This is a genomic window from Mesobacillus subterraneus (assembly GCF_020524355.2).
GTDB lineage: Bacteria > Bacillota > Bacilli > Bacillales > Cytobacillaceae > Mesobacillus > Mesobacillus subterraneus_C.
The window spans coordinates 3216464-3235140 of record NZ_CP129019.1 but is presented as its reverse complement, the minus strand read 5'-3'; the positions used below and the strand labels follow the sequence as shown (position 1 = coordinate 3235140).

The window sequence follows — 18677 nt, the reverse complement described above, 5'->3', positions numbered from 1 at the left end:
GCTCATCCTCCCTATGTAATTCTGGCAATGGGGATTTCAATCGTGAAGATGGTATTGAATTTATGGTGAAGACTTTCATCCTCAAGTTTGATGTTCCCGTCAAGATTTTCTATGACATTCTTAACATAAGAAAGCCCGATTCCATTTGAAGCAAATCCGCCATGGCTGAACTTTGTAGTGAATCCAGGCTCGAAAATAAGCTTTCTGTTCCTCTCAGCAATTCCTGCCCCATTGTCTTTGATGTGGATCATCAGTATATCTTCTTTCCGGTGTATATTGATGTTGATTGCTCCAGTCAGGATGATTGCTTCCACTGCATTTGCCACCAGATTATTAATGATGGATAAGAGCATGAACGTATGGTAGCAGGGGTGGTTTCCAGAGATCGTACACTTGAAATCAATGGATTTTCCCAAAGAATCTGAATAACGCTCATTGCAAGCAGCGATCACTTTAATGATTTCTGTTATTTCCATTACATCACAAAGGTCTTCTTTTACCATCAACTTTGTTAAACCGGCATAGATTCGTTGATTATCTTTTTTGATTTCATGCATTTGACCGGCAATTTTCAGGATGGCATGGGCATGCTTTTCCTGCTGTTGTTCTTTTAACGTCCTATAAAGCGAGTAGCTTTCTCTGGTTAGATTTTCTGCATCAGTCATGGTTTTTTTTAACTGGACCATTTCTACATATAAATTCGAAATCAACATCAGCATTTGTTCATTACGCTTTTTTTGCGCAGTTTCGGATAGTCTGGCTTCGTGAATGACAAAAATATTAAAAAAACCGAGAACAAAGAAACTGCGAATGACTGCGATGATTCCTATTGTGATGAATGTAGACAAACTGATAGGGGTGTGTGAAAAAAATGATCGAAAAAAGATTTCAACCATGCTGGCAGCAATTTCAACAATTACTCCAAGTAAACCGACAAAGAAGGGAGTACTATAAAGTGAGTTAATGTTAAACAGGTAAAATAGGAGCGCGAAAGTCAAGTAATAAAAGAAAACAGGGAAGTGTTGAAAGAAGGCTTCCTCGAATAAGAATCCCTGGCTTGAAAAACTGTAAAGTGCAATCCTGAATAATACAACGGCACCGCCAGCAGTCAAACCAGCGAATAACGGATGTAGTTTTCTGGACCATAATAAAATGAAGAAAAAAATAGGAGTCCCTAAACTGACCCGCATATCTCCTTCAAACGGATAAAACTTCATTTCTCCGCCGATTGGAACTGCGATTGCTATTAAAAGGTACAAGAGCAGCCGATCCTTCATCCTATCCACCTCATCAGATTCTATGTAGTTATGAAAATTCGAATTCAAAACTAAGCTGAACAATTCTTATTTTAATCCAGTACAGACTTCATGAAGTAATCAAATATGACAATATTATTAAGAACAGAAAATGCCATGTTACTTCTTGTAGATTTCAGTAGGGTGTTGATTATTCTATAAGTGTCAAGAAGAAGCTAACATCTTCAAGAGTGTCATATTTTTATAAGGTTTCCCTTGTGAAATAACTCACAAATATGAAGGCAGGTGACAGGCTCACTGGATCAAAAGGGAACTATTGGAATGTACTCCTTAAAAAATCGATATGCACTAATAAACTCAGGGAGGTAGTCAAAATGTTCTGGATTCAATTTTTAATTGTACTGGCATGCATCTTCATCGGTGCGCGCCTTGGCGGTGTTGGTCTAGGAGTGATGGGCGGTGTGGGCCTAGGAATTTTAGTTTTTGGATTCGGCCTTCAGCCAACTTCCGCACCGATTGACGTCATGTTGATGATTCTTGCGGTCATTACCGCTGCCGGATCTCTCCAGGCAGCTGGCGGCATGGAATATCTAGTGTTTCTGGCAGAAAAGGCATTGAGGAAAAATCCTAAATGGATAACGTTCATTGCTCCAATGGTCACGTATATCTTTACTTTTTGTGCTGGAACTGGTCATGTTGCCTATTCTGTGCTACCAGTTATTGCTGAAGTTTCACGCGAATCAGGCATCAGGCGCTGAACGTCCTATGTCCATTGCGGTTATCGCTTCACAGCAGGCGATCACTGCCAGCCCTATTTCAGCAGCGACTGTAGCGTTACTTGCATTGCTTGCAGATTTTAACATCAGTTTGATGCAAATCCTTATGATCTGTGTTCCTTCTACATTCCTTGCATGTATGGCAGCTGCTTTCGTTGCAAGCAAGATGGGCAAGGATTTGAACATGGATGCAGATTATCTTAAGCGTTTAGAGGAAGGTCTGGCGCCAATTAAGAAAGATAAAAAGGAATTCACACCTAATTCAGGTGCAAAGCTTTCAGTTATCCTGTTCCTCCTTGCTGCAGTATTAGTTGTCATCCTTGGATCTTTCCAGGAACTGCGTCCAGGTTGGGAGATCGAGGGAGTGTTCACACGGATGAGCATGCCGGCAGCAATTGAAATTGTTATGTTGACAATTGCCGCCATGATCATTATTTTTGCGAAACCTAAAGTAGAAGATATCGTTTCAGGAAGTGTGTTCAAAGCAGGTGCAGCTGCAGTAGTAGCAATCTTCGGGATCGCCTGGATGGGCGACACCTTCTTCCAGGGAAATATGGCCCTTATTTCGGGATCGATATCTGACCTTGTCACTGCTGCTCCTTGGCTGTTCGCTGTGGCACTGTTCGCACTTTCCATCCTCCTATACAGCCAGGCAGCTACAGTACGTACCCTAATGCCGCTAGGAATAACACTGGGAATCAATCCCGCGTTACTTATCGCGATGTTCCCAGCAGTGAATGGATATTTCTTCATACCGAACTATCCAACTGTTGTTGCGGCAATAAATTTTGATAGGACGGGGACGACACGAATTGGGAAGTATATCTTGAATCACAGCTTCATGGTTCCAGGATTGGTTGCGACGATCGGCTCAGTAGGAATCGGTATCCTGTTAAGTACGATAATCCTTTAAAGTCAAGTTCATAAGCAGCCGCTCTTTTCAGGGCGGCTGTCCATTATTGATAGAAATGGAGTTGTTCAGAAATGATGGATCAATTCAGGGTGGAAAAAGATTTCTTAGGTGAGAAACTGGTTCCTTTGGATGCCTACTATGGTGTCCAGACAATAAGGGCCATTGAAAATTTTCCAATTACAGGATCCAGGATTGATGAGTCCTTAATAAAGGCAATGGCCATTGTTAAGAAGGCGGCTGCACTGGCAAACGCTGATATTGGACAGCTGGATCGAAAAATCGCAGAGGCAATTGCCCAGGCAGCAGAAGAAGTGATCGGCGGAAAGTTTCATGACCAATTTATTGTAGATCCCATTCAGGGCGGAGCTGGCACTTCAATCAACATGAACACAAATGAAGTTATTGCTAACCGTGCACTTGAGTTGATTGGAGAAGTTAAAGGAAATTATAAAGTAATCAGTCCTAACTCTCATGTGAATATGGCTCAGTCTACCAATGATTCTTTCCCTACAGCTATTCACCTTTCAACATTATTGACGCTGAATCAACTGGTTAAAGCAATGGAAGAACTGCATGAAGGATTTATTGCTAAGGCGGCTGAGTTTGATGGGATTATCAAAATGGGCAGGACGCATCTACAGGATGCCGTACCAATTCGCCTCGGTCAGGAATTCGCTGCTTATGCAAAAGTACTAAAAAGAGATATTAAGAGAGTGAAGGCTACAAGGGAGAATCTGCATGAAGTGAATATGGGAGCAACTGCTGTTGGCACAGGGCTTAATGCAGATCCACGATACATTGAGAAAGCTGTCGGATATTTGATTGAATTAAGCGGTTTGCCATTATCAGGTTCTGAGAATTTAGTAGATGGCACACAAAATACCGACTGCTATATAGAAGTTTCAGCGGCATTGAAGGTTTGTATGCTGAATATGTCAAAGGTTGCCAATGACTTGAGAATGATGACATCAGGTCCGAGATGTGGTTTCGGGGAGATTAATTTGCCAGCACGTCAGCCTGGTTCCTCGATCATGCCAGGTAAAGTAAATCCGGTCATGGCGGAAGTCCTCAATCAGAGTGCATTTCAAGTTGTCGGGAATGATCTCACCATCAGCATGGCTTCAGAGGCTGGTCAGTTCGAACTGAACGTCATGGAACCGGTTATTGTATTCAATCTCTTGCAATCGATTAAAATCATGACCAATGTTTTTACAGTATTCAATGAGCATTGTCTGAGAGGAATCACGGCGAACGCAGAGAGAATGGAAGCTTATGTGAATAATAGTGTAGGAGTTATAACAGCAATCAATCCACATGTGGGCTATGAAACAGCTGCATCTGTTGCCAGGGAAGCAATTGTCGCCAACAGGCCTGTGCGTGAAATTGTCCTTGAACGTGGTGTGTTAACAGCTGAAGAGTTAGATACCATCCTCAACCCGTTCGAGATGACACATCCAGGGATTGCAGGTAAGGAACTGATGGATAGAAAAAATGAAAGAGAACTCGTTTTGCTTTAATAGGCAGCAGAATAGGAGGCAGATTGATGTCGGAGCGCGGCAAGAATCAGCATTTATATAGGAAGCTACATTCATTGTCAGGAATCATTCCGGTCGGGGTGTTCCTTACAGTACATCTCTTCGTGAACTACACAGCAACCTGGGGCCAGGATGCATATAACACGGCAGCAGGTATCATGGTGAATCTGCCTTTCAAGTACTTTCTTGAGGCGTTCATCATTTTTATCCCAATGTATTTCCATGCGATATATGGACTTTACATTGCCCTCCAGGCGAAGAACAATATAGGACGTTATGGATATGCACGCAACTGGAAGTTCTTTTTGCAGAGAATCACCGGGGTCATTACCTTTATATTTGTTACTTGGCATATATGGGAAACAAAAATCCAGGTGGAGTTTTTTGGCGTAGAGGCGAACTACCATCTGATGGTCAATATCGTAGACAACCCGCTTTCACTTGCATTATATATCATTGGGATCGTTTCGGCAGTGTACCATTTTGCTAACGGGCTATGGACATTTCTGATAACGTGGGGAATTACAGTATCCCCTAAATCCCAACAAATCTTTTCATATATAACATTCGGACTATTTGTCGTACTATCCATCATTGGTGTACGTGCAATATTGGCATTTGCTTAATAGCTGGATAGGAGGCAATTCATATGAGCAAAGGTAGAATCGTGATTGTAGGCGGCGGACTTGCAGGACTGATGGCGGCGATCAAGATCGCTGAGGACGGAACAATGGTTGATCTGTTTTCAATCGTTCCTGTAAAGAGATCCCATTCAGTCTGTGCACAGGGCGGGATCAATGGAGCAGTAAATACGAAAGGGGAGAATGACTCGCCTTGGGAGCATTTTGATGACTCAGTTTATGGTGGGGATTTTCTGGCGAACCAGCCACCTGTGAAGGCGATGTGTGATGCTGCACCGAAAATCATCCATATGTTTGATCGGATGGGTGTTATGTTCAATCGTACACCAGAAGGCCTGCTCGATTTCAGGAGGTTTGGCGGGACGCAGCATCATCGGACTGCATTCGCAGGTGCCACGACCGGTCAGCAGCTTCTCTACGCACTGGATGAGCAGGTACGCAGGTTTGAAACCCAAGGACTTGTAACGAAGTATGAGAACTGGGAATTTGTTTCTGCCGTTCTAGATGATGAAGGGATTTGTCGAGGGATTACCGCACAAAATCTGCGCACGATGGAAATGAAGGCATTCAGTGCCGATGCCGTCATCATTGCAACTGGCGGACCAGGACTGATTTTTGGCAAATCGACAAATTCAACGATCAATACTGGCTACGCTGCAGCGAGGCTATATGAACAGGGTGCCTTGTACGCAAATGGTGAATTCATCCAGATCCATCCCACTGCCATTCCCGGCGATGATAAAAATCGCTTAATGAGTGAATCAGCGCGCGGAGAGGGTGGACGTGTGTGGACATATAAAGATGGAAAGCCATGGTATTTCCTGGAGGAAAAATATCCGGCATATGGAAACTTGGTTCCTCGGGATATCGCTACCCGGGAAATATTCGATGTCTGTGTGAACCAGAAGCTTGGGATTGATGGCGAAAACAAAGTTTACCTGGATTTGTCACATATTGATTCACATCAGCTTGATATCAAGCTTGGAGGAATCATGGAGATTTATGAAAAGTTCATGGGGGATGACCCTCGAAAGGTTCCAATGAAAATATTCCCGGCTGTCCATTACTCAATGGGAGGGCTATGGGTGGATTATCAGCAAAAGACCAATATACCTGGTTTATTTGCAGCGGGTGAATGTGACTATTCCCAGCATGGAGCAAACCGCCTGGGTGCTAATTCACTTCTGTCAGCAGTATATGGCGGCATGGTCGCCAGCCCATCTGCCCTTGAATATGTACATGGCCTGGATAAAACGGCTGATTCCATTTCATCCAGCCTTTATGAGCAATCCGTCAAAAAAGATGAAATGAACTATGAACATATCCTCAAAATGAATGGCAAAGAAAATGCCTATCTTCTCCATAAGGAACTTGGAGAATTGATGACAGCGAATGTAACGGTTGTCCGTGAAAATAAAAGACTGAAAGCGACCTATGAAAAATTGCAGGAAATCAAGGAGCGTTACCAAAAAATCAATATCGAAGATACGGCTAAATGGAGCAATTCAGGAGCATCATTCACAAGACAGCTTAAAGGCATGATCAATTTAGCTCATGTCATCACCCTGGGAGCATACCAGAGAAACGAAAGTCGAGGAGCCCACTATAAACCTGAGTTTCCTGACAGGAATGATGAAGAGTGGCTTAAGACTACAATGGCGAGGTTCAATGCAAATACGGAACTCCCAAATCTTTATTATGAAGAAGTGGATGTATCTTTGATTGAACCAAGAAAACGTGACTACACCAAGTCCAAGAAAGGAGTTAAGTGATCATGCCGAAGCAGGATAAAATCCATCTGATTATCAAGCGGCAAGAGAATGCTGGCTCCACTCCTTATCTTGAAGAGTTTTATGTCCCATACCGGTCAAATATGAACATCATTTCAGCTTTGATGGAAATACAAAAGCATCCGGTCAACAGAAAAGGAGAGAAGACGACACCAGTCATTTGGGAATCAGTTTGCCTAGAGGAAGTTTGCGGTGCATGCTCAATGGTTATTAACGGGAAACCAGGGCAAGCCTGTTCCTCACTGATTGACCAGCTGGAGCAGCCAATCAGGATTGAACCGCTGAGCACATTTCCAGTGATGAGAGATCTCGCTGTCGATCGCCAGCGAATGTTTGATTCATTGAAAAAAAGTAAAAGCCTGGATTCCGATTGACGGGACACATGATCTGGGCCCTGGTCCTAGAATGGCTGAAAATACAAGGCAATGGGCTTATGAACTGTCAAAATGCATGACATGCGGCTGCTGCCTCGAAGCCTGTCCGAATGTCAATAACCAGTCTCCGTTCATGGGACCAGCACCTCTATCACAAGTTCGCTTGTTCAATGCTCACCCCACCGGAGCCATGCATAAAAAAGAACGGATTGAAGCAATCATGGGGGAAGGGGGGGATCACTACTTGCGGAAACTCTCAAAACTGTGTGGAAGTTTGCCCGAAAGGCATTCCTTTAACGACATCCCTCGCCCATTTAAACCGGGAAGTAACCATCCACTCTTTTAAATCGTTTTTTGGGAGTTTTTAGTTGAGAGATCTAGTTGCCTCCCTTGGAGTGTTTAGTGGTTGAATGTCGGCTGCAAAAAGAAACAATAGAAAAAGCGAACCGGATTCCGGTTCGCTTTCAAGTAACTTGCTACTTCACAAGATGTATGAAAAATCATCCATTATAAACTTTGCCGCGGTACAATTTCCACTTGACCATTTTTAAACCTAAACGACGCAAGCCCTACCTCTCTTGCATCCTAACGGCTCCGAAGCCGATCCAGTGTGAATAAGTTGATACCTAAAAATAAAAGCAGAACGCCATTAATTGTTTACATAATTATAGTTGTGATTTCAAGTTACTTCTTTTTGGCGAAGCTTTATCATTATATGATATTTTCCATCAGCTGTCAATATTTTTTTACAAATGTTTGAAGTACTTACTGTTTCCGTAAATTCTCCTGTGCCATTTTTACAAGTTCCCTTACCATGCTGCCTCCCAGTCTGCCTCCAACTTTTCCGGCTTCTCTTGTAGAGAGAGTGCCGTTATAGCCCTTGTTTAGGGGAACGCCAATTTCTCTTGCTGTTTCGAATTTTGCATCCTCAGCTTTCATCGTGCCGGCTACCTGTGCTTTAAGATCGTCTAATGCTTTCCTTGCTTCTGGTACAAGTATTTTATTCCTTCTTGCCATCAGGAATCCCTCCCTATGATTGAAAATCTGATTCAAATTAAGCATAGTATTTGTTTTATTCATCTATATTATTTAATTGGATTATTAATGAAGGATGGTAATAGTACAGCGAATTTTTATCACCATATTTATCAACAGGAAAAAGCACTATTTTTCGAGTGTTCCACAGACTTATGCACATTATCCACAGAAAACATCTGGAATTTCAGGGTGGCTAAAAATCCAATAATAGGAGGTGGTTTTTAATAATTGCCCACATTATCCACAGGGCTGTTGATAGCTGGTAATGTTTATTTTGAACAATTAGTGAAAGCTATTGTGTAACCTGAATATGGAGAGTATAGTAAAGATATCAAAAGTTAGTGAAAACATTCACAATATAAATCCCAATGCTAACTGTTGATTTATTCCCCCTTCCCTTAAAAAAGAAAGCAGAATCCTCGATGGATTCTGCTTTCTCTTTTTTTAGAGTTATTTTCGATGTTTCTTTGCACGTCCATCTGCAGCTCTTGATCGAGCCAGCGCTTCAAGATCAGCTTGATCGGCAAGCTCACGGTTGAATTCAAAATCGATTCCATCTGACTTCATGTTCTTTGGAACCTGTGGAAGCGAAGCTTTATTTCGGTCACGTGTTTTATGCCCATGAGAACGACCCATTCGAAAAAACCCCTTTCAGGATAAAAGTACGGAAAAAATCATTTCCGTACTTTTATATTTCGCAAAAAAGGGGTGCTTAATGCTTATTATCTCTTTCCATTTGTATAGCCTGCAGCTCTGTCTGCCTTCTTGAATTCATGGCTGTATGTAACTTCCTGCATGCTTGATAAAGTGCTTTTTGTTTTATCACGTTTCTTTTTATCCATTGGTAATCAATCCTTTCAAAATGATTTACTTTACCAGTATTTCCTTGTTGAAAGGGATTTAACATGATTATTTACCGAAAATTTCTTTGAGTGCATTTTCCAGTTTAGAATACTTAAATAAGAAACCTGAGTTGAGAAGTTTTTCTGGAATGGCACGCTGTCCTTCAAGTACAAGGATGCTCATTTCACCCAGCATAATTTTGAGCGCAATCGAAGGCACAGGCAGCCAATGAGGACGACTAATAACTTTGGACAAGGTTTCTCCGAACTGCTCCATCGTTACAGGGGAAGGTGCTGTAAAATTAACTGGTCCATTGATTTTTGAGTCCTCGATGCCTAAAAGAATTCCTCGTACAACATCCTCTATATGAATCCATGACAGCCATTGTTTGCCCGAGCCGATTTTTCCTCCAGCAAAAAGTTTATAAGGAAGAAGCATCCTCGGCAATGCGCCGTCGGTTTTATCAAGGATGACCCCAAAACGGCAAAGCACGGAACGGACGCCCATGTCATGAACCTGAGCAGCTGAAGCTTCCCATTGATCTACTGTGTCGGCGAGGAAGTCACTCCCCTTATTAGATTGTTCCGTGAATTCCTCTGTTGATGAGGTGCCATAATAGCCTACTGCACTTGCATTGACTAGTACAGAAGGCTTCGTGGAAAGCTCTGCAATAATCCGTTTGACCTCAGCGGTTGCCTGCAGCCGGCTATCGAGGATTATCCTTTTATACTCATCCGTCCATTTGCTATTGATTGTCGCGCCAGCAAGATTGACAATCGCATCGATGCCTTCAAGCTCCTTTTCAGGTCTGTCTCCAGCATTAAGCCATTGAATATACCTCGGGTTGCTGCTTTGTGATACACCTGATTTCCTAGTTAATATATATACCTGGTGGCCTTCCTGTATCAAATGACTGCTTAAGGCCTTGCCAACAAGTCCAGTTCCCCCCGGTAATCGCTATTTTCATTAAGATCCTCCTTATAAATATCCTCTTGCTAATATAGTACTTCTTTTAAAATGATAAACCTCCTTTGAATGTGTTAAAGTTTCATTAGAGGTGAGAATCACATGCCAGTGATCACAAAGATTTCTGTCCAAAAACATAATAAAGAACGATACAGCATTTTTACCGACAGCGGCCGCGGAGAAGAGTATGCCTTCAGCGTCGATGAAGATGTGTTGATTAAGCACAACCTAAAAAAGGGGATGGAGCTCGATGACTTTTCAGTAACAGAGATGCTTTTTCAGGATGATATCCGCAAAGCTTATAATACAGCGATCAATTATTTAGCCCACCGCATGAGGTCTGAAGCTGAAGTGCGTGACTATCTGGTGAAAAAAGAAATCGCTGACCCTGTCATAAAAGAAGCAATCCATAAATTATATGAATTCAAATTCCTGAATGACGAGGAATTTGCCAACGCATTCGTCCGGACACAGCTCAATACGACGGACAAGGGAGCAGGAGTCATTAAAATGGAATTAAAGAACAAAGGGATCTCCTCAGAACTCGTCTCAAAAGTAACCGAAGAGGTTTCGTTTGAGGAGCAGCTGGAAAAAGCGATCAAGCTTAGTGATAAATATGCACAGAAAAATAAGAAAGATTCATCAAAGATTCTTAAACAGAAAATAGAACAGATGCTTCAGCGTAAAGGATATTCCTTTGCGATTATCCGGGCTGCCCTGGATGAAACACAAGTGGAGAAAGAAGAAGACGATGAAATGGATGCCTTAAGGATTCAAGGGGAGAAGCTGCACAACAAATACAGAAACCTGCCGAAACGTGAATACAGGCAGAAGCTGAAGATGGCGTTGTACCGTAAAGGGTTTCCTATGGAAATGATTGATGAATTCATTTCTGAAAAAGAAAATGAGGAATAAAAAAATCATGACATGTGTCATGATTTTTTGGACTCTATAACAATTTCGTCTTTTTCCAGATTTTCAATGATGATTCCTGCTACTTCAGCGGGAGAACGAAATCTTGATGGGTCAGCAACATGGTCACTTTCTTCCCAGAACGGAGTATTCATGCCCCCCATGTAAGCAGCGACAAAGTGAATTCCTTTTCCTTCATATTCCTTTTGCAAACTCTCTGTAAATCCTCTTACGGCGAACTTGCTGGAGCAGTATACTGCCTCATTCTTTTTCCCGCGCAGGCCTGCTGTTGAAACGATGTTCAGAACCAGACCGTCATTATTTAATTCCAGATAAGGGAGAATTGTTTTGGTCATCTGGATCGTTCCAAAGACGTTAGTCTGGAACATCTCTTCAATTTCATTATCGGAGATCTCTGCGAATGGACCAAAATGACCAAGACCTGCATTGTTGACGAGGCCGTAAATCTCATGTTTTTTACTGATCAATAGAGCTTTTTCTTTGATATCCTCCAGATTCCGGAGATCAAGCACAAGGTTTGTTGCGCTTCCTCCTGTTTGCTCGATTTGGGCTTGAACGTTTTTTAGCTTATCTTCAGTTCTTCCTGTTAAGATCAAATGGTACCCCTGCTGGGCGAAAAGAAGAGCTAGCTCCTTCCCAAGGCCAGTACCGGCACCAGTCACAATGATTGCTTTCATGATAGCCTCCTTAAGATAACATGCTATAATTTAGTTATAACTTAAATGCTTGAATGAGAATAGTACGATGCTTATAATCGTTAAAACAAGTATTGAAAATACCTAATAATGAATAACAATCCAGGAGTGAATATAGATGGGCAGAGAAAAAAGATACAGTGAGTTATCTGAATATGAATTGAACCAGGAAATTTCCAGTCTCCGTGACAAAGCTAGAAAAGCAGAGCAGATGGGGATGGTCAGTGAGCTTGCCGTATATGAACGGAAAATAGCCATGGCAAAATCCTACATGCTGAACCCGGATGATTTCAAGCCGGGAGAAATATACGGAATCGATGGGGACCCAGGAACCTATTTCAAAATTGATTATATGAATGGAGTATTTGCCTGGGGTGCGCGTGTAAATGGTGATGGAAGAGAAGAGGCACTGCCAATTTCCCTTTTATTAGAATTGGAACAAAACCAGATTTGAAAATCTGGTTTTGCCCGAATTGCTGAAAACAAAACTTTTTCTTAGTGGTCTTTTATGACCGCTGAAGTATCATCTTCACGGTGCGATGAGGCGTACATGCGCTCCTGCGGGTGAGTATTGATGGTGCCATCGGCTCTTTTTGAAGCATATTCCGCTTTAGCCCGGGGCTCGCCCTCAAACTTATTGTTGTTCTGGTTTGGGAAGTTAGTTACTTTATTTCGCATATTGCCCTCCCTGACGGGTAAAATTACGTGTATGCCAAAAAGCTGCACGCATTTATAGTATTTGATAAACACAATCATTCATAACTACATTAAAAATTGGCAAAGGATGATCACGATGCAAGAAACACATGAGAAGCTAGCTAGGATGCTTCAAGAAAAAAACAGTGGCATCACATATGAACAGGCATTGACTTGGGTAGAGCTTTTATGGGGGGACTTCGAGTCAACCTACGCAAAAGCAGGACATGAATATATGGGCATCGAAATGACCGAAAAAGTGGTCCGCCAATGGATTGATAATTACGGCGGGCAGCTACACGAATTTGTTGGCAGGAACCCGAAGTATAAGCATTTATTAGCTCAGGACTGAGGTCTATTCAATAAACCTAAAAAATCCCCGCATATGCGGGGATTTTTTTAGGTAGATAAGAAAATATAATTTTTTTACTTTGATTAGTGTCTAGCTCCAGCGCCTAGCCCCTCGAGTCGCTTCAGGTACTCAGGTGAAGTCAAAGAACGACTTCACCTGAGCGGCCCTCCAGCGCTTGTCGGGGCTGACCAAGGCGCTTCCGCTTTTCATTGTTTACCCTTCACCGGGAAGGAATTCCAATTTCTTTCGTAGTTTTTCTTCACTGAATATCCAGCCCGTGTAGGAGCTGAGGATTTCCAGGTCCTTGCTGAGATTCACGACTGCGACGAAAGGATAATGGCCGTTGCTGCGGTAGCGCAAATCGATGAACCTGACTTCGTAATAGTCATCATATTCATCGCATTCCCAGCGGTAAACCGGTGAGAAAGACAGGAACGCTGACAGGTTCTTGTCTTTTTTTGCTGCTTCCAATACCGCAGTTTCCGGGACAGGAACTCGGTTGAATTGGTCAAGAATCCTGACATGGTGCTTGTGCCCGCGGCCGACAAAGAATTGGTGCTTATTCATTACAGCTACTCGCCAGTGATTGAATTTCATTGTCGGAGCGATGATGATTTCGGTCGCATCCGGAACAATATTTTCAACCGCCCGTTTGATGCGATGCTTCATGATAAAGCGGTAAATATAGTAGAACACCAGGATTACATAGATTGTTAAAAATGTATATCCAGGGTGAAAACCAAATGCCCAGAGGAATAAACCGACGACATGAAACGCAAAAATAATCGGGTCGAAAGTATTGATTACCCCCAGTGCGACCCATTTCGACGAAAAAGGACGCAATGCCTGTGTGCCATAGGCATTGAAAATGTCGACAAAAACATGAAGGAAAACAGCAATAAATGTCCAAATCCATAAATGCAGCAAATTTGCTTCTGGGTAGAAAAAGTAGATTGTCCCAGAAATAAGCAGCAGCCACAGAAGAACTGCTGGTATCGAATGGGTAATACCGCGGTGATTCCGTATATAGACAGCATTATTCTTCAACTTTAAAACAGTATCAATATCAGGGATTTGTGAGCCCACAAGTGTAGCTATCAGAACGCTTGAGGCAGTGGCGGTGCTTCCGCTGACAACAGGATCAAGCGTAGCTAACCCGCCAAGAGCGAATCCCATCACAACATGGGTTCCAGTATCCATGGGGACATCCTCCTTTTTTAAAGATTTTTGTTAAGCATAACCAACGTTTGGCAGGTAAAAGTCCTTGTCACAATACGAAGAATAGTTTACGTTTAAAGGGCTGTTTCACCCAGCCCCTTCACGAAACGGATAAAGGAGCTGGAAAAATTGATTCAGATGATCGTACAATATGAAGTAAAACAAAATCTGCTTAGCCAATACCATGAGACAATTCATAAAATCTCAACAATGCTTCCTGATTTCGAAGCTGACATGTTTTCATGCAGCCAGTCGGAAGATCGGAATATTTTTATTGAGTCATTCTATGTCCCGACTGAAGCCCATTATCATGCAATGAAAAAAATGCGGCTCTCCCGTCACCATTCCGTTTTCGGAATCCTTGAGGACTTTGTCCCGGGCGGGCTGGAGCGGATAGGATTCATGGCGATTAAGCAGAAGCGTTAATATTATATTCCCAAATTTCCGGAAAGTTTAACACCTGGAGGAACAAAAGTGGCGACTGACATCAAGAAATGTATAGATAAAATGGATATAAAATCCTTTCAGGATGACTTGATAGGATGGTTTGTAGGTGAGCAGCGAGAACTGCCATGGAGAAAGGACCAGGATCCTTACAAAGTGTGGGTATCTGAAATCATGCTCCAACAAACAAGAGTAGATACTGTCATCCCTTATTTTAATCGATTTTTGGAAAATTTTCCAACGATAGAGGCACTAGCTGCCGCTGATGAAGAAAAGGTTCTTAAAGCATGGGAAGGACTCGGTTATTATTCCCGAGTACGGAATTTACAATCCGCAGTTAAAGAAGTTAATGAAAGGTACGGGGGCAGAGTACCAGATTCTCCGGAAGAGATTTCTGCATTAAAAGGTGTCGGTCCTTACACTGCTGGAGCAATCCTCAGCATTGCTTATGGAAAACCCGAGCCTGCGGTCGATGGAAATGTCATGAGGGTATTATCCCGTATCTTGTTGATTCGGGAGGACATTGCCAGGCAAGCGTCCCGCAAAATTTTTGAAGCGGGTGTCAGGGAGCTCATATCGCACGACAACCCTTCCTATTTCAATCAGGCGTTAATGGAGCTTGGGGCACTTATCTGCACCCCGACCTCTCCCTCCTGCCTGCTTTGCCCGGTCAGGGAACACTGTGAGGCATTCCATCAGGGAGTGCAAAATGAATTGCCCGTAAAAACCAAAAAGAAAAAGCAGAAAAATGTACAGCTTGCTGCCGGGATTTTCAGTGACGGTGAAGGAAGGATCCTCATTCGTAAAAGACCTGGAACCGGCTTGCTGGCTAACTTATGGGAATTCCCGACTGTTGAGCTGAGCCTTGACTTCCAAAGACAAAGAAATCAGTTGGCTGAGCATTTCGAAGATAACTATGCCTTAACACCTAAAATCGGTGATTTTATAGGAGAAATCGACCATGTATTTTCTCATTTGGTATGGAACATACAGGTGTTCAGCGGACAATTTACAGGGGGAATCCCAGAAACGCCACAACTAAAATTGGTTACCGAGGAGGAGATTCAAGAATTTGCCTTTCCGGTACCATACCAAAAAATGCTGAAGCAGTATCTCGCATATAAAAAGGCTGACTAACCATTAGGTTAGCAGCCTTATTTACTTAAAATGAAATAAAAGCTTTTAGTATTAAGATTAGTGTCTAGCTCCAGCGCCTAGTCCCTCGAGTCGCTTGTCCAGCTGCGGCTCCTAACTCCTCGAGACGCTTCGGTCCTGCCAATGAAGTCTAAGAACGACTTCACTGACAGGCCCTCCGGTGCACACGATGTGCTAGACCCGCCAGCCACAGGACGTGGCGCTTTAAGGCGGGCAGCGCTTGTCGGGGCTGAGCAAGGCGCTTACACTTTTCCATATTAATCGTAGCTTACTTTCGTTCCATGCGTATAGTCGGCTTCGCCACGTGTCAAACCGCCCCGGCTTTCAATTTCTTCAACGATTTCCCTGTGGATTGTCTGACCTTCGGCATTCAGGTAAGGGACCATTTGCTGGAGAGAATGATGGAAGAAAGCAAGCTCGCTATCCTTCCAATCAGTTTTGGACATCATCGATAATTCAGTCATATCTCGGCCTACATACATCAGGAATCATCCTTTCGTAAGATTATCAACCTAAAGAATAGTGTTTTCAGTACCGGGTGTTTTTATCACAGATTTCATGGACAAGAAACATATCGTTATTGTCATATATACCTGAACAGGCTAAAATGAAACAAAATTATGATTCCGCTTTTTTAAGCAGGAACTGTATAGAAAGGAATTTTTAGATGACACAAAAAGTTGCACTCATCACCGGAAGCAGCCGGGGAATCGGCAAAGCTGCAGCCCTTAAGCTCGCGGAAGAGGGTTATGACATCATTGTCAATTATGCCCGAAGCAAAAAGGCAGCCCAGGAAACAGCTGAGGAAATCGAAGCCCTTGGCAGGAAAGCCCTTGTCGTTAAGGCGAATGTTGGAGATGTCAGTAAAATCAAAGCAATGTTCGAACAAATCGAAGCGGAATTCGGAAGGCTCGATGTCTTCGTTAACAATGCAGCTTCAGGCGTGCTGCGACCGGCGATGGAGCTTGAGGAATCACATTGGGATTGGACGATGAACATCAATAGTAAAGCGTTATTGTTCTGTGCCCAGGAAGCGGCTAAACTGATGGAAAGGAATGGCGGCGGTAAAATTGTCAGCATCAGTTCACTAGGCTCGATTCGATACTTGGAGAACTATACAACCGTAGGGGTCTCCAAGGCGGCCCTGGAAGCATTGACACGTTATCTAGCTGTCGAACTTGCACGGAAAAATATCGTAGTCAACGCGGTATCAGGCGGGGCGGTCGATACAGAAGCACTTACGCACTTCCCTAATAGAGAGGAACTGCTAGCAGAGGCAAGAGAGAAAACCCCTGCTGGAAGGATGGTTGAGATCGACGATATGATCAATGCCATCATGTTCCTGCTTAAGGACGAATCCAGCATGATCCGCGGGCAGACAATCATCGTTGATGGCGGTATCTCGTTGTTAGTGTAGATTTTAATCCTTGGATGAATTTGGTATAAAAAAATCGGATAGCAACTTCCGCGGATGGTTAATCTATTATTCGTGGAGGTGATAAACGATGGCAAAACAACCTAATCAAACTCAAGCTGGCACAAACATTCAGCACGTGAAGCAGCAAAATGCTCAACAAGCTGGTGGACAAGGCCAATACGGCACTGAATTCGCGAGCGAAACAAACGCTCAAGAAGTACGTAAGCAAAACCAGCAAGCTGAAGCTCGTAAAGGCCAAAACTCTGGCCAACAGCAATAATATCACCTTAAAGAAAGGCACTCTAATTCGTAGAGTGCCTTTTCCCATTAATTCAAAGTCAGTACTCACCTTAGAGCGACCACCACAAGAGGTAACGCAAAATGAATATCAGTACTCAGTGAAGACAGGCACGAAAATAAAAGAGCCGCAAAATATCAAGTTACTTCATTCGACAAAGATTCTAATTCCTCTACATAACTAGTCAAAGGATTTTCCCGTCCATAAAAGAATACATACAAAAGATAAATTTTACAGGCGGTGGAAAAGCATGGATAAATTTAACGAATTGGTTTCTACACAAATGCAAACGATGGAAAAGCTTCTATATCTGCAGTCTGAATTGGAAAGATGCCAGGAAATCGAACAGCAGCTGGATGCCCTTAAGCAAAGTGCTGAATTAGAAGATCTTCGCATGGAAATTGACCGTAAAAAGCAGGATCTAAAGGGAATTCACCAGATGTTCGAAAAGCAGACGGAGGAAGTCATCCACACGTACCAACAGCTAGCCCTCAGTTATCGTTAAACGTGGTCCTTGCAAATTATTGAAATGAAAAAAAGCGAATTTTTATAAAAATTTAGGCAAATTATTGGGCGATCGAGGAAATCGATGGCTCTTTTGTTTTAAATTCTCTCGTTAACCGTTATAATAATAAAAAATAGGAATCGTTCTTTGTTGCCTTTTGTCGTTTTGAAGAATTAGATAAATATACAAGAAATAGGTTGCAAAGTTTCCGGGAAAGGAAAGTAGGGGAGAAGAACATGGGCGTACCCACAGAAGGTGAACCGATCCAAATCCATAGTTACAAGCATAATGGGCACATCCATCGAGTCTGGGAAGAAACTACCGTCTTAAAAGGAACGCAAAATCTTGTGATTGGCGGGAATGATCGGACAGTCGTAACTGAGTCAGACGGCAGAACTTGGATTACGAGAGAGCCTGCAATCTGTTACTTCCACTCTCAGCTATGGTTTAACGTTATAGGCATGATTCGGGAAGACGGCGTGTATTACTACTGCAATATTAGTTCTCCATTTATTTTTGATGGAGAAGCGTTGAAATATATTGACTATGATCTCGATATTAAAGTTTTTCCTGATATGACGTTTAATCTGCTCGATGAAGATGAATATGAACGCCATCGAAAAGAAATGCAATATCCTGATGTGATCGATAAGATATTGAAATACAATGTTGAAAAGCTCAAACGCTGGATCAGGCAGAGAAAGGGTCCATTTGCGCCGGATTTCATCGACATTTATTATGAACGGTATTTAACTTATCGTCGTTAACCATACAGGGAGACAAGCTTTAGCCTGTTGATTGATTCAACAGGTTTTTGTTTCGTGCAACAAGG

The 18677-nt window shown here is 42.7% G+C and carries 21 protein-coding genes and 2 pseudogenes; 14 read left to right on the top strand and 9 right to left on the bottom strand.

All coding sequences use genetic code 11. The features are described 5' to 3' along the window. Positions 1–11 precede the first annotated feature (11 nt). The gene (locus LC048_RS16820; protein ID WP_226600705.1) at positions 12–1277 is read right to left on the bottom strand and encodes a sensor histidine kinase; all 1266 of its coding nucleotides are present in this window, start codon (positions 1275–1277) and stop codon (positions 12–14) included. 353 nt (positions 1278–1630) lie between these two features. Here LC048_RS16820 and LC048_RS16815 point away from each other — a divergent pair. The 5 genes and pseudogenes from LC048_RS16815 to sdhB all read left to right on the top strand — a co-directional run bounded on the left by LC048_RS16815 (position 1631) and on the right by sdhB (position 7653). Continuing rightward, positions 1631–2945, top strand: a pseudogene (locus tag LC048_RS16815) (anaerobic C4-dicarboxylate transporter family protein). Between the two features lie 74 nt (positions 2946–3019). After that, on the top strand, positions 3020–4462 hold the full coding sequence (aspA, locus tag LC048_RS16810; protein WP_226600719.1) for an aspartate ammonia-lyase: 1443 nt from the start codon (positions 3020–3022) through the stop codon (positions 4460–4462). Positions 4463–4488: 26 nt separating this feature from the next. After that, a complete protein-coding gene (locus LC048_RS16805; RefSeq protein ID WP_306048178.1) occupies positions 4489–5106 on the top strand; it encodes a succinate dehydrogenase cytochrome b558 subunit in 618 nt (205 codons plus the stop codon). A 23-nt stretch (positions 5107–5129) separates the two neighbouring features. Further along, a complete protein-coding gene (sdhA, locus tag LC048_RS16800) occupies positions 5130–6893 on the top strand; it encodes a succinate dehydrogenase flavoprotein subunit (protein ID WP_306048176.1) in 1764 nt (587 codons plus the stop codon). Between the two features lie 2 nt (positions 6894–6895). Then, a pseudogene (gene sdhB, locus LC048_RS16795) lies at positions 6896–7653 on the top strand (succinate dehydrogenase iron-sulfur subunit). Positions 7654–8050: 397 nt separating this feature from the next. Here the strand turns inward: sdhB and LC048_RS16790 are convergent. The 4 genes from LC048_RS16790 to LC048_RS16775 all read right to left on the bottom strand — a co-directional run bounded on the left by LC048_RS16790 (position 8051) and on the right by LC048_RS16775 (position 10075). Further along, on the bottom strand, positions 8051–8302 hold the full coding sequence (locus LC048_RS16790; RefSeq protein WP_226600710.1) for an alpha/beta-type small acid-soluble spore protein: 252 nt from the start codon (positions 8300–8302) through the stop codon (positions 8051–8053). 471 nt (positions 8303–8773) lie between these two features. After that, entirely contained in the window at positions 8774–8959 is a 186-nt protein-coding gene (locus tag LC048_RS16785) for a YfhD family protein (protein WP_226600711.1), read from the bottom strand. 86 nt (positions 8960–9045) lie between these two features. Next, positions 9046–9165 (bottom strand): YfhE family protein, encoded by a 120-nt coding sequence (locus LC048_RS16780; RefSeq protein WP_023625568.1) that lies wholly within the window; start codon positions 9163–9165, stop codon positions 9046–9048. A gap of 67 nt (positions 9166–9232) precedes the next feature. After that, positions 9233–10075 (bottom strand): TIGR01777 family oxidoreductase, encoded by an 843-nt coding sequence (locus tag LC048_RS16775; RefSeq protein WP_371931920.1) that lies wholly within the window; start codon positions 10073–10075, stop codon positions 9233–9235. A 159-nt stretch (positions 10076–10234) separates the two neighbouring features. Here LC048_RS16775 and recX point away from each other — a divergent pair, with 159 nt between their 5' ends. Continuing rightward, positions 10235–11047: a recombination regulator RecX gene (recX, locus tag LC048_RS16770; RefSeq protein ID WP_226600713.1), complete on the top strand. Its 813-nt coding sequence runs from the start codon at positions 10235–10237 to the stop codon at positions 11045–11047. 17 nt (positions 11048–11064) lie between these two features. Here recX and LC048_RS16765 read toward each other — a convergent pair whose 3' ends face one another. Further along, complete coding sequence (locus LC048_RS16765; RefSeq protein WP_226600714.1) at positions 11065–11742, bottom strand: SDR family NAD(P)-dependent oxidoreductase; 678 nt, start codon at positions 11740–11742, stop codon at positions 11065–11067. Between the two features lie 136 nt (positions 11743–11878). Here LC048_RS16765 and LC048_RS16760 point away from each other — a divergent pair, with 136 nt between their 5' ends. After that, positions 11879–12214: a YfhH family protein gene (locus tag LC048_RS16760; protein WP_226600715.1), complete on the top strand. Its 336-nt coding sequence runs from the start codon at positions 11879–11881 to the stop codon at positions 12212–12214. Between the two features lie 41 nt (positions 12215–12255). Here the strand turns inward: LC048_RS16760 and LC048_RS16755 are convergent, their stop codons facing one another. Next, positions 12256–12438: a small, acid-soluble spore protein K gene (locus tag LC048_RS16755; RefSeq protein ID WP_041967967.1), complete on the bottom strand. Its 183-nt coding sequence runs from the start codon at positions 12436–12438 to the stop codon at positions 12256–12258. 115 nt (positions 12439–12553) lie between these two features. On the opposite strand from LC048_RS16755, the gene LC048_RS16750 reads away from it, so the two are divergent. Next, the gene (locus tag LC048_RS16750; RefSeq protein ID WP_226600716.1) at positions 12554–12808 is read left to right on the top strand and encodes a YfhJ family protein; all 255 of its coding nucleotides are present in this window, start codon (positions 12554–12556) and stop codon (positions 12806–12808) included. 213 nt (positions 12809–13021) lie between these two features. On the opposite strand, the gene LC048_RS16745 is transcribed toward LC048_RS16750, so the two are convergent. Next, complete coding sequence (locus LC048_RS16745) at positions 13022–14008, bottom strand: metal-dependent hydrolase (RefSeq protein WP_306048172.1); 987 nt, start codon at positions 14006–14008, stop codon at positions 13022–13024. Between the two features lie 147 nt (positions 14009–14155). Here LC048_RS16745 and LC048_RS16740 point away from each other — a divergent pair, with 147 nt between their 5' ends. After that, on the top strand, positions 14156–14452 hold the full coding sequence (locus tag LC048_RS16740) for a hypothetical protein (RefSeq protein ID WP_226600721.1): 297 nt from the start codon (positions 14156–14158) through the stop codon (positions 14450–14452). A gap of 81 nt (positions 14453–14533) precedes the next feature. Continuing rightward, a complete protein-coding gene (gene mutY / locus LC048_RS16735) occupies positions 14534–15607 on the top strand; it encodes an A/G-specific adenine glycosylase (RefSeq protein ID WP_226600745.1) in 1074 nt (357 codons plus the stop codon). A 275-nt stretch (positions 15608–15882) separates the two neighbouring features. On the opposite strand, the gene LC048_RS16730 is transcribed toward mutY, so the two are convergent. Continuing rightward, positions 15883–16107: a hypothetical protein gene (locus tag LC048_RS16730; RefSeq protein ID WP_226600722.1), complete on the bottom strand. Its 225-nt coding sequence runs from the start codon at positions 16105–16107 to the stop codon at positions 15883–15885. A 185-nt stretch (positions 16108–16292) separates the two neighbouring features. On the opposite strand from LC048_RS16730, the gene fabL reads away from it, so the two are divergent. The 4 genes from fabL to ntdP all read left to right on the top strand — a co-directional run bounded on the left by fabL (position 16293) and on the right by ntdP (position 18612). Next, entirely contained in the window at positions 16293–17042 is a 750-nt protein-coding gene (gene fabL, locus LC048_RS16725; RefSeq protein ID WP_226600723.1) for an enoyl-[acyl-carrier-protein] reductase FabL, read from the top strand. A gap of 88 nt (positions 17043–17130) precedes the next feature. Further along, positions 17131–17322 (top strand): gamma-type small acid-soluble spore protein, encoded by a 192-nt coding sequence (locus tag LC048_RS16720; protein WP_102261608.1) that lies wholly within the window; start codon positions 17131–17133, stop codon positions 17320–17322. 268 nt (positions 17323–17590) lie between these two features. Beyond that, positions 17591–17845 (top strand): YgaB family protein, encoded by a 255-nt coding sequence (locus LC048_RS16715; protein ID WP_226600724.1) that lies wholly within the window; start codon positions 17591–17593, stop codon positions 17843–17845. A gap of 236 nt (positions 17846–18081) precedes the next feature. Next, complete coding sequence (gene ntdP, locus LC048_RS16710; protein ID WP_041967592.1) at positions 18082–18612, top strand: nucleoside tri-diphosphate phosphatase; 531 nt, start codon at positions 18082–18084, stop codon at positions 18610–18612. The last annotated feature ends 65 nt before the right edge of the window (positions 18613–18677 follow it).

What these genes read in the sequence shown, in the direction of transcription:
- mutY (WP_226600745.1), top strand. Translation starts at nt 14,534, where the DNA reads ATGGATATAAAATCCTTTCAGGATGACTTGATAGGATGGTTTGTAGGT.
- fabL (WP_226600723.1), top strand. Translation starts at nt 16,293, where the DNA reads ATGACACAAAAAGTTGCACTCATCACCGGAAGCAGCCGGGGAATCGGC.
- LC048_RS16720 (WP_102261608.1), top strand. Translation starts at nt 17,131, where the DNA reads ATGGCAAAACAACCTAATCAAACTCAAGCTGGCACAAACATTCAGCAC.
- LC048_RS16745 (WP_306048172.1), bottom strand. Translation starts at nt 14,008, where the DNA reads ATGGATACTGGAACCCATGTTGTGATGGGATTCGCTCTTGGCGGGTTA.
- LC048_RS16730 (WP_226600722.1), bottom strand. Translation starts at nt 16,107, where the DNA reads ATGTATGTAGGCCGAGATATGACTGAATTATCGATGATGTCCAAAACT.
- LC048_RS16715 (WP_226600724.1), top strand. Translation starts at nt 17,591, where the DNA reads ATGGATAAATTTAACGAATTGGTTTCTACACAAATGCAAACGATGGAA.
- LC048_RS16820 (WP_226600705.1), bottom strand. Translation starts at nt 1,277, where the DNA reads ATGAAGGATCGGCTGCTCTTGTACCTTTTAATAGCAATCGCAGTTCCA.
- LC048_RS16790 (WP_226600710.1), bottom strand. Translation starts at nt 8,302, where the DNA reads ATGGCAAGAAGGAATAAAATACTTGTACCAGAAGCAAGGAAAGCATTA.
- LC048_RS16805 (WP_306048178.1), top strand. Translation starts at nt 4,489, where the DNA reads ATGTCGGAGCGCGGCAAGAATCAGCATTTATATAGGAAGCTACATTCA.
- LC048_RS16780 (WP_023625568.1), bottom strand. Translation starts at nt 9,165, where the DNA reads ATGGATAAAAAGAAACGTGATAAAACAAAAAGCACTTTATCAAGCATG.
- LC048_RS16760 (WP_226600715.1), top strand. Translation starts at nt 11,879, where the DNA reads ATGGGCAGAGAAAAAAGATACAGTGAGTTATCTGAATATGAATTGAAC.
- LC048_RS16765 (WP_226600714.1), bottom strand. Translation starts at nt 11,742, where the DNA reads ATGAAAGCAATCATTGTGACTGGTGCCGGTACTGGCCTTGGGAAGGAG.
- ntdP (WP_041967592.1), top strand. Translation starts at nt 18,082, where the DNA reads ATGGGCGTACCCACAGAAGGTGAACCGATCCAAATCCATAGTTACAAG.
- aspA (WP_226600719.1), top strand. Translation starts at nt 3,020, where the DNA reads ATGGATCAATTCAGGGTGGAAAAAGATTTCTTAGGTGAGAAACTGGTT.
- LC048_RS16755 (WP_041967967.1), bottom strand. Translation starts at nt 12,438, where the DNA reads ATGCGAAATAAAGTAACTAACTTCCCAAACCAGAACAACAATAAGTTT.
- recX (WP_226600713.1), top strand. Translation starts at nt 10,235, where the DNA reads ATGCCAGTGATCACAAAGATTTCTGTCCAAAAACATAATAAAGAACGA.
- sdhA (WP_306048176.1), top strand. Translation starts at nt 5,130, where the DNA reads ATGAGCAAAGGTAGAATCGTGATTGTAGGCGGCGGACTTGCAGGACTG.
- LC048_RS16785 (WP_226600711.1), bottom strand. Translation starts at nt 8,959, where the DNA reads ATGGGTCGTTCTCATGGGCATAAAACACGTGACCGAAATAAAGCTTCG.
- LC048_RS16750 (WP_226600716.1), top strand. Translation starts at nt 12,554, where the DNA reads ATGCAAGAAACACATGAGAAGCTAGCTAGGATGCTTCAAGAAAAAAAC.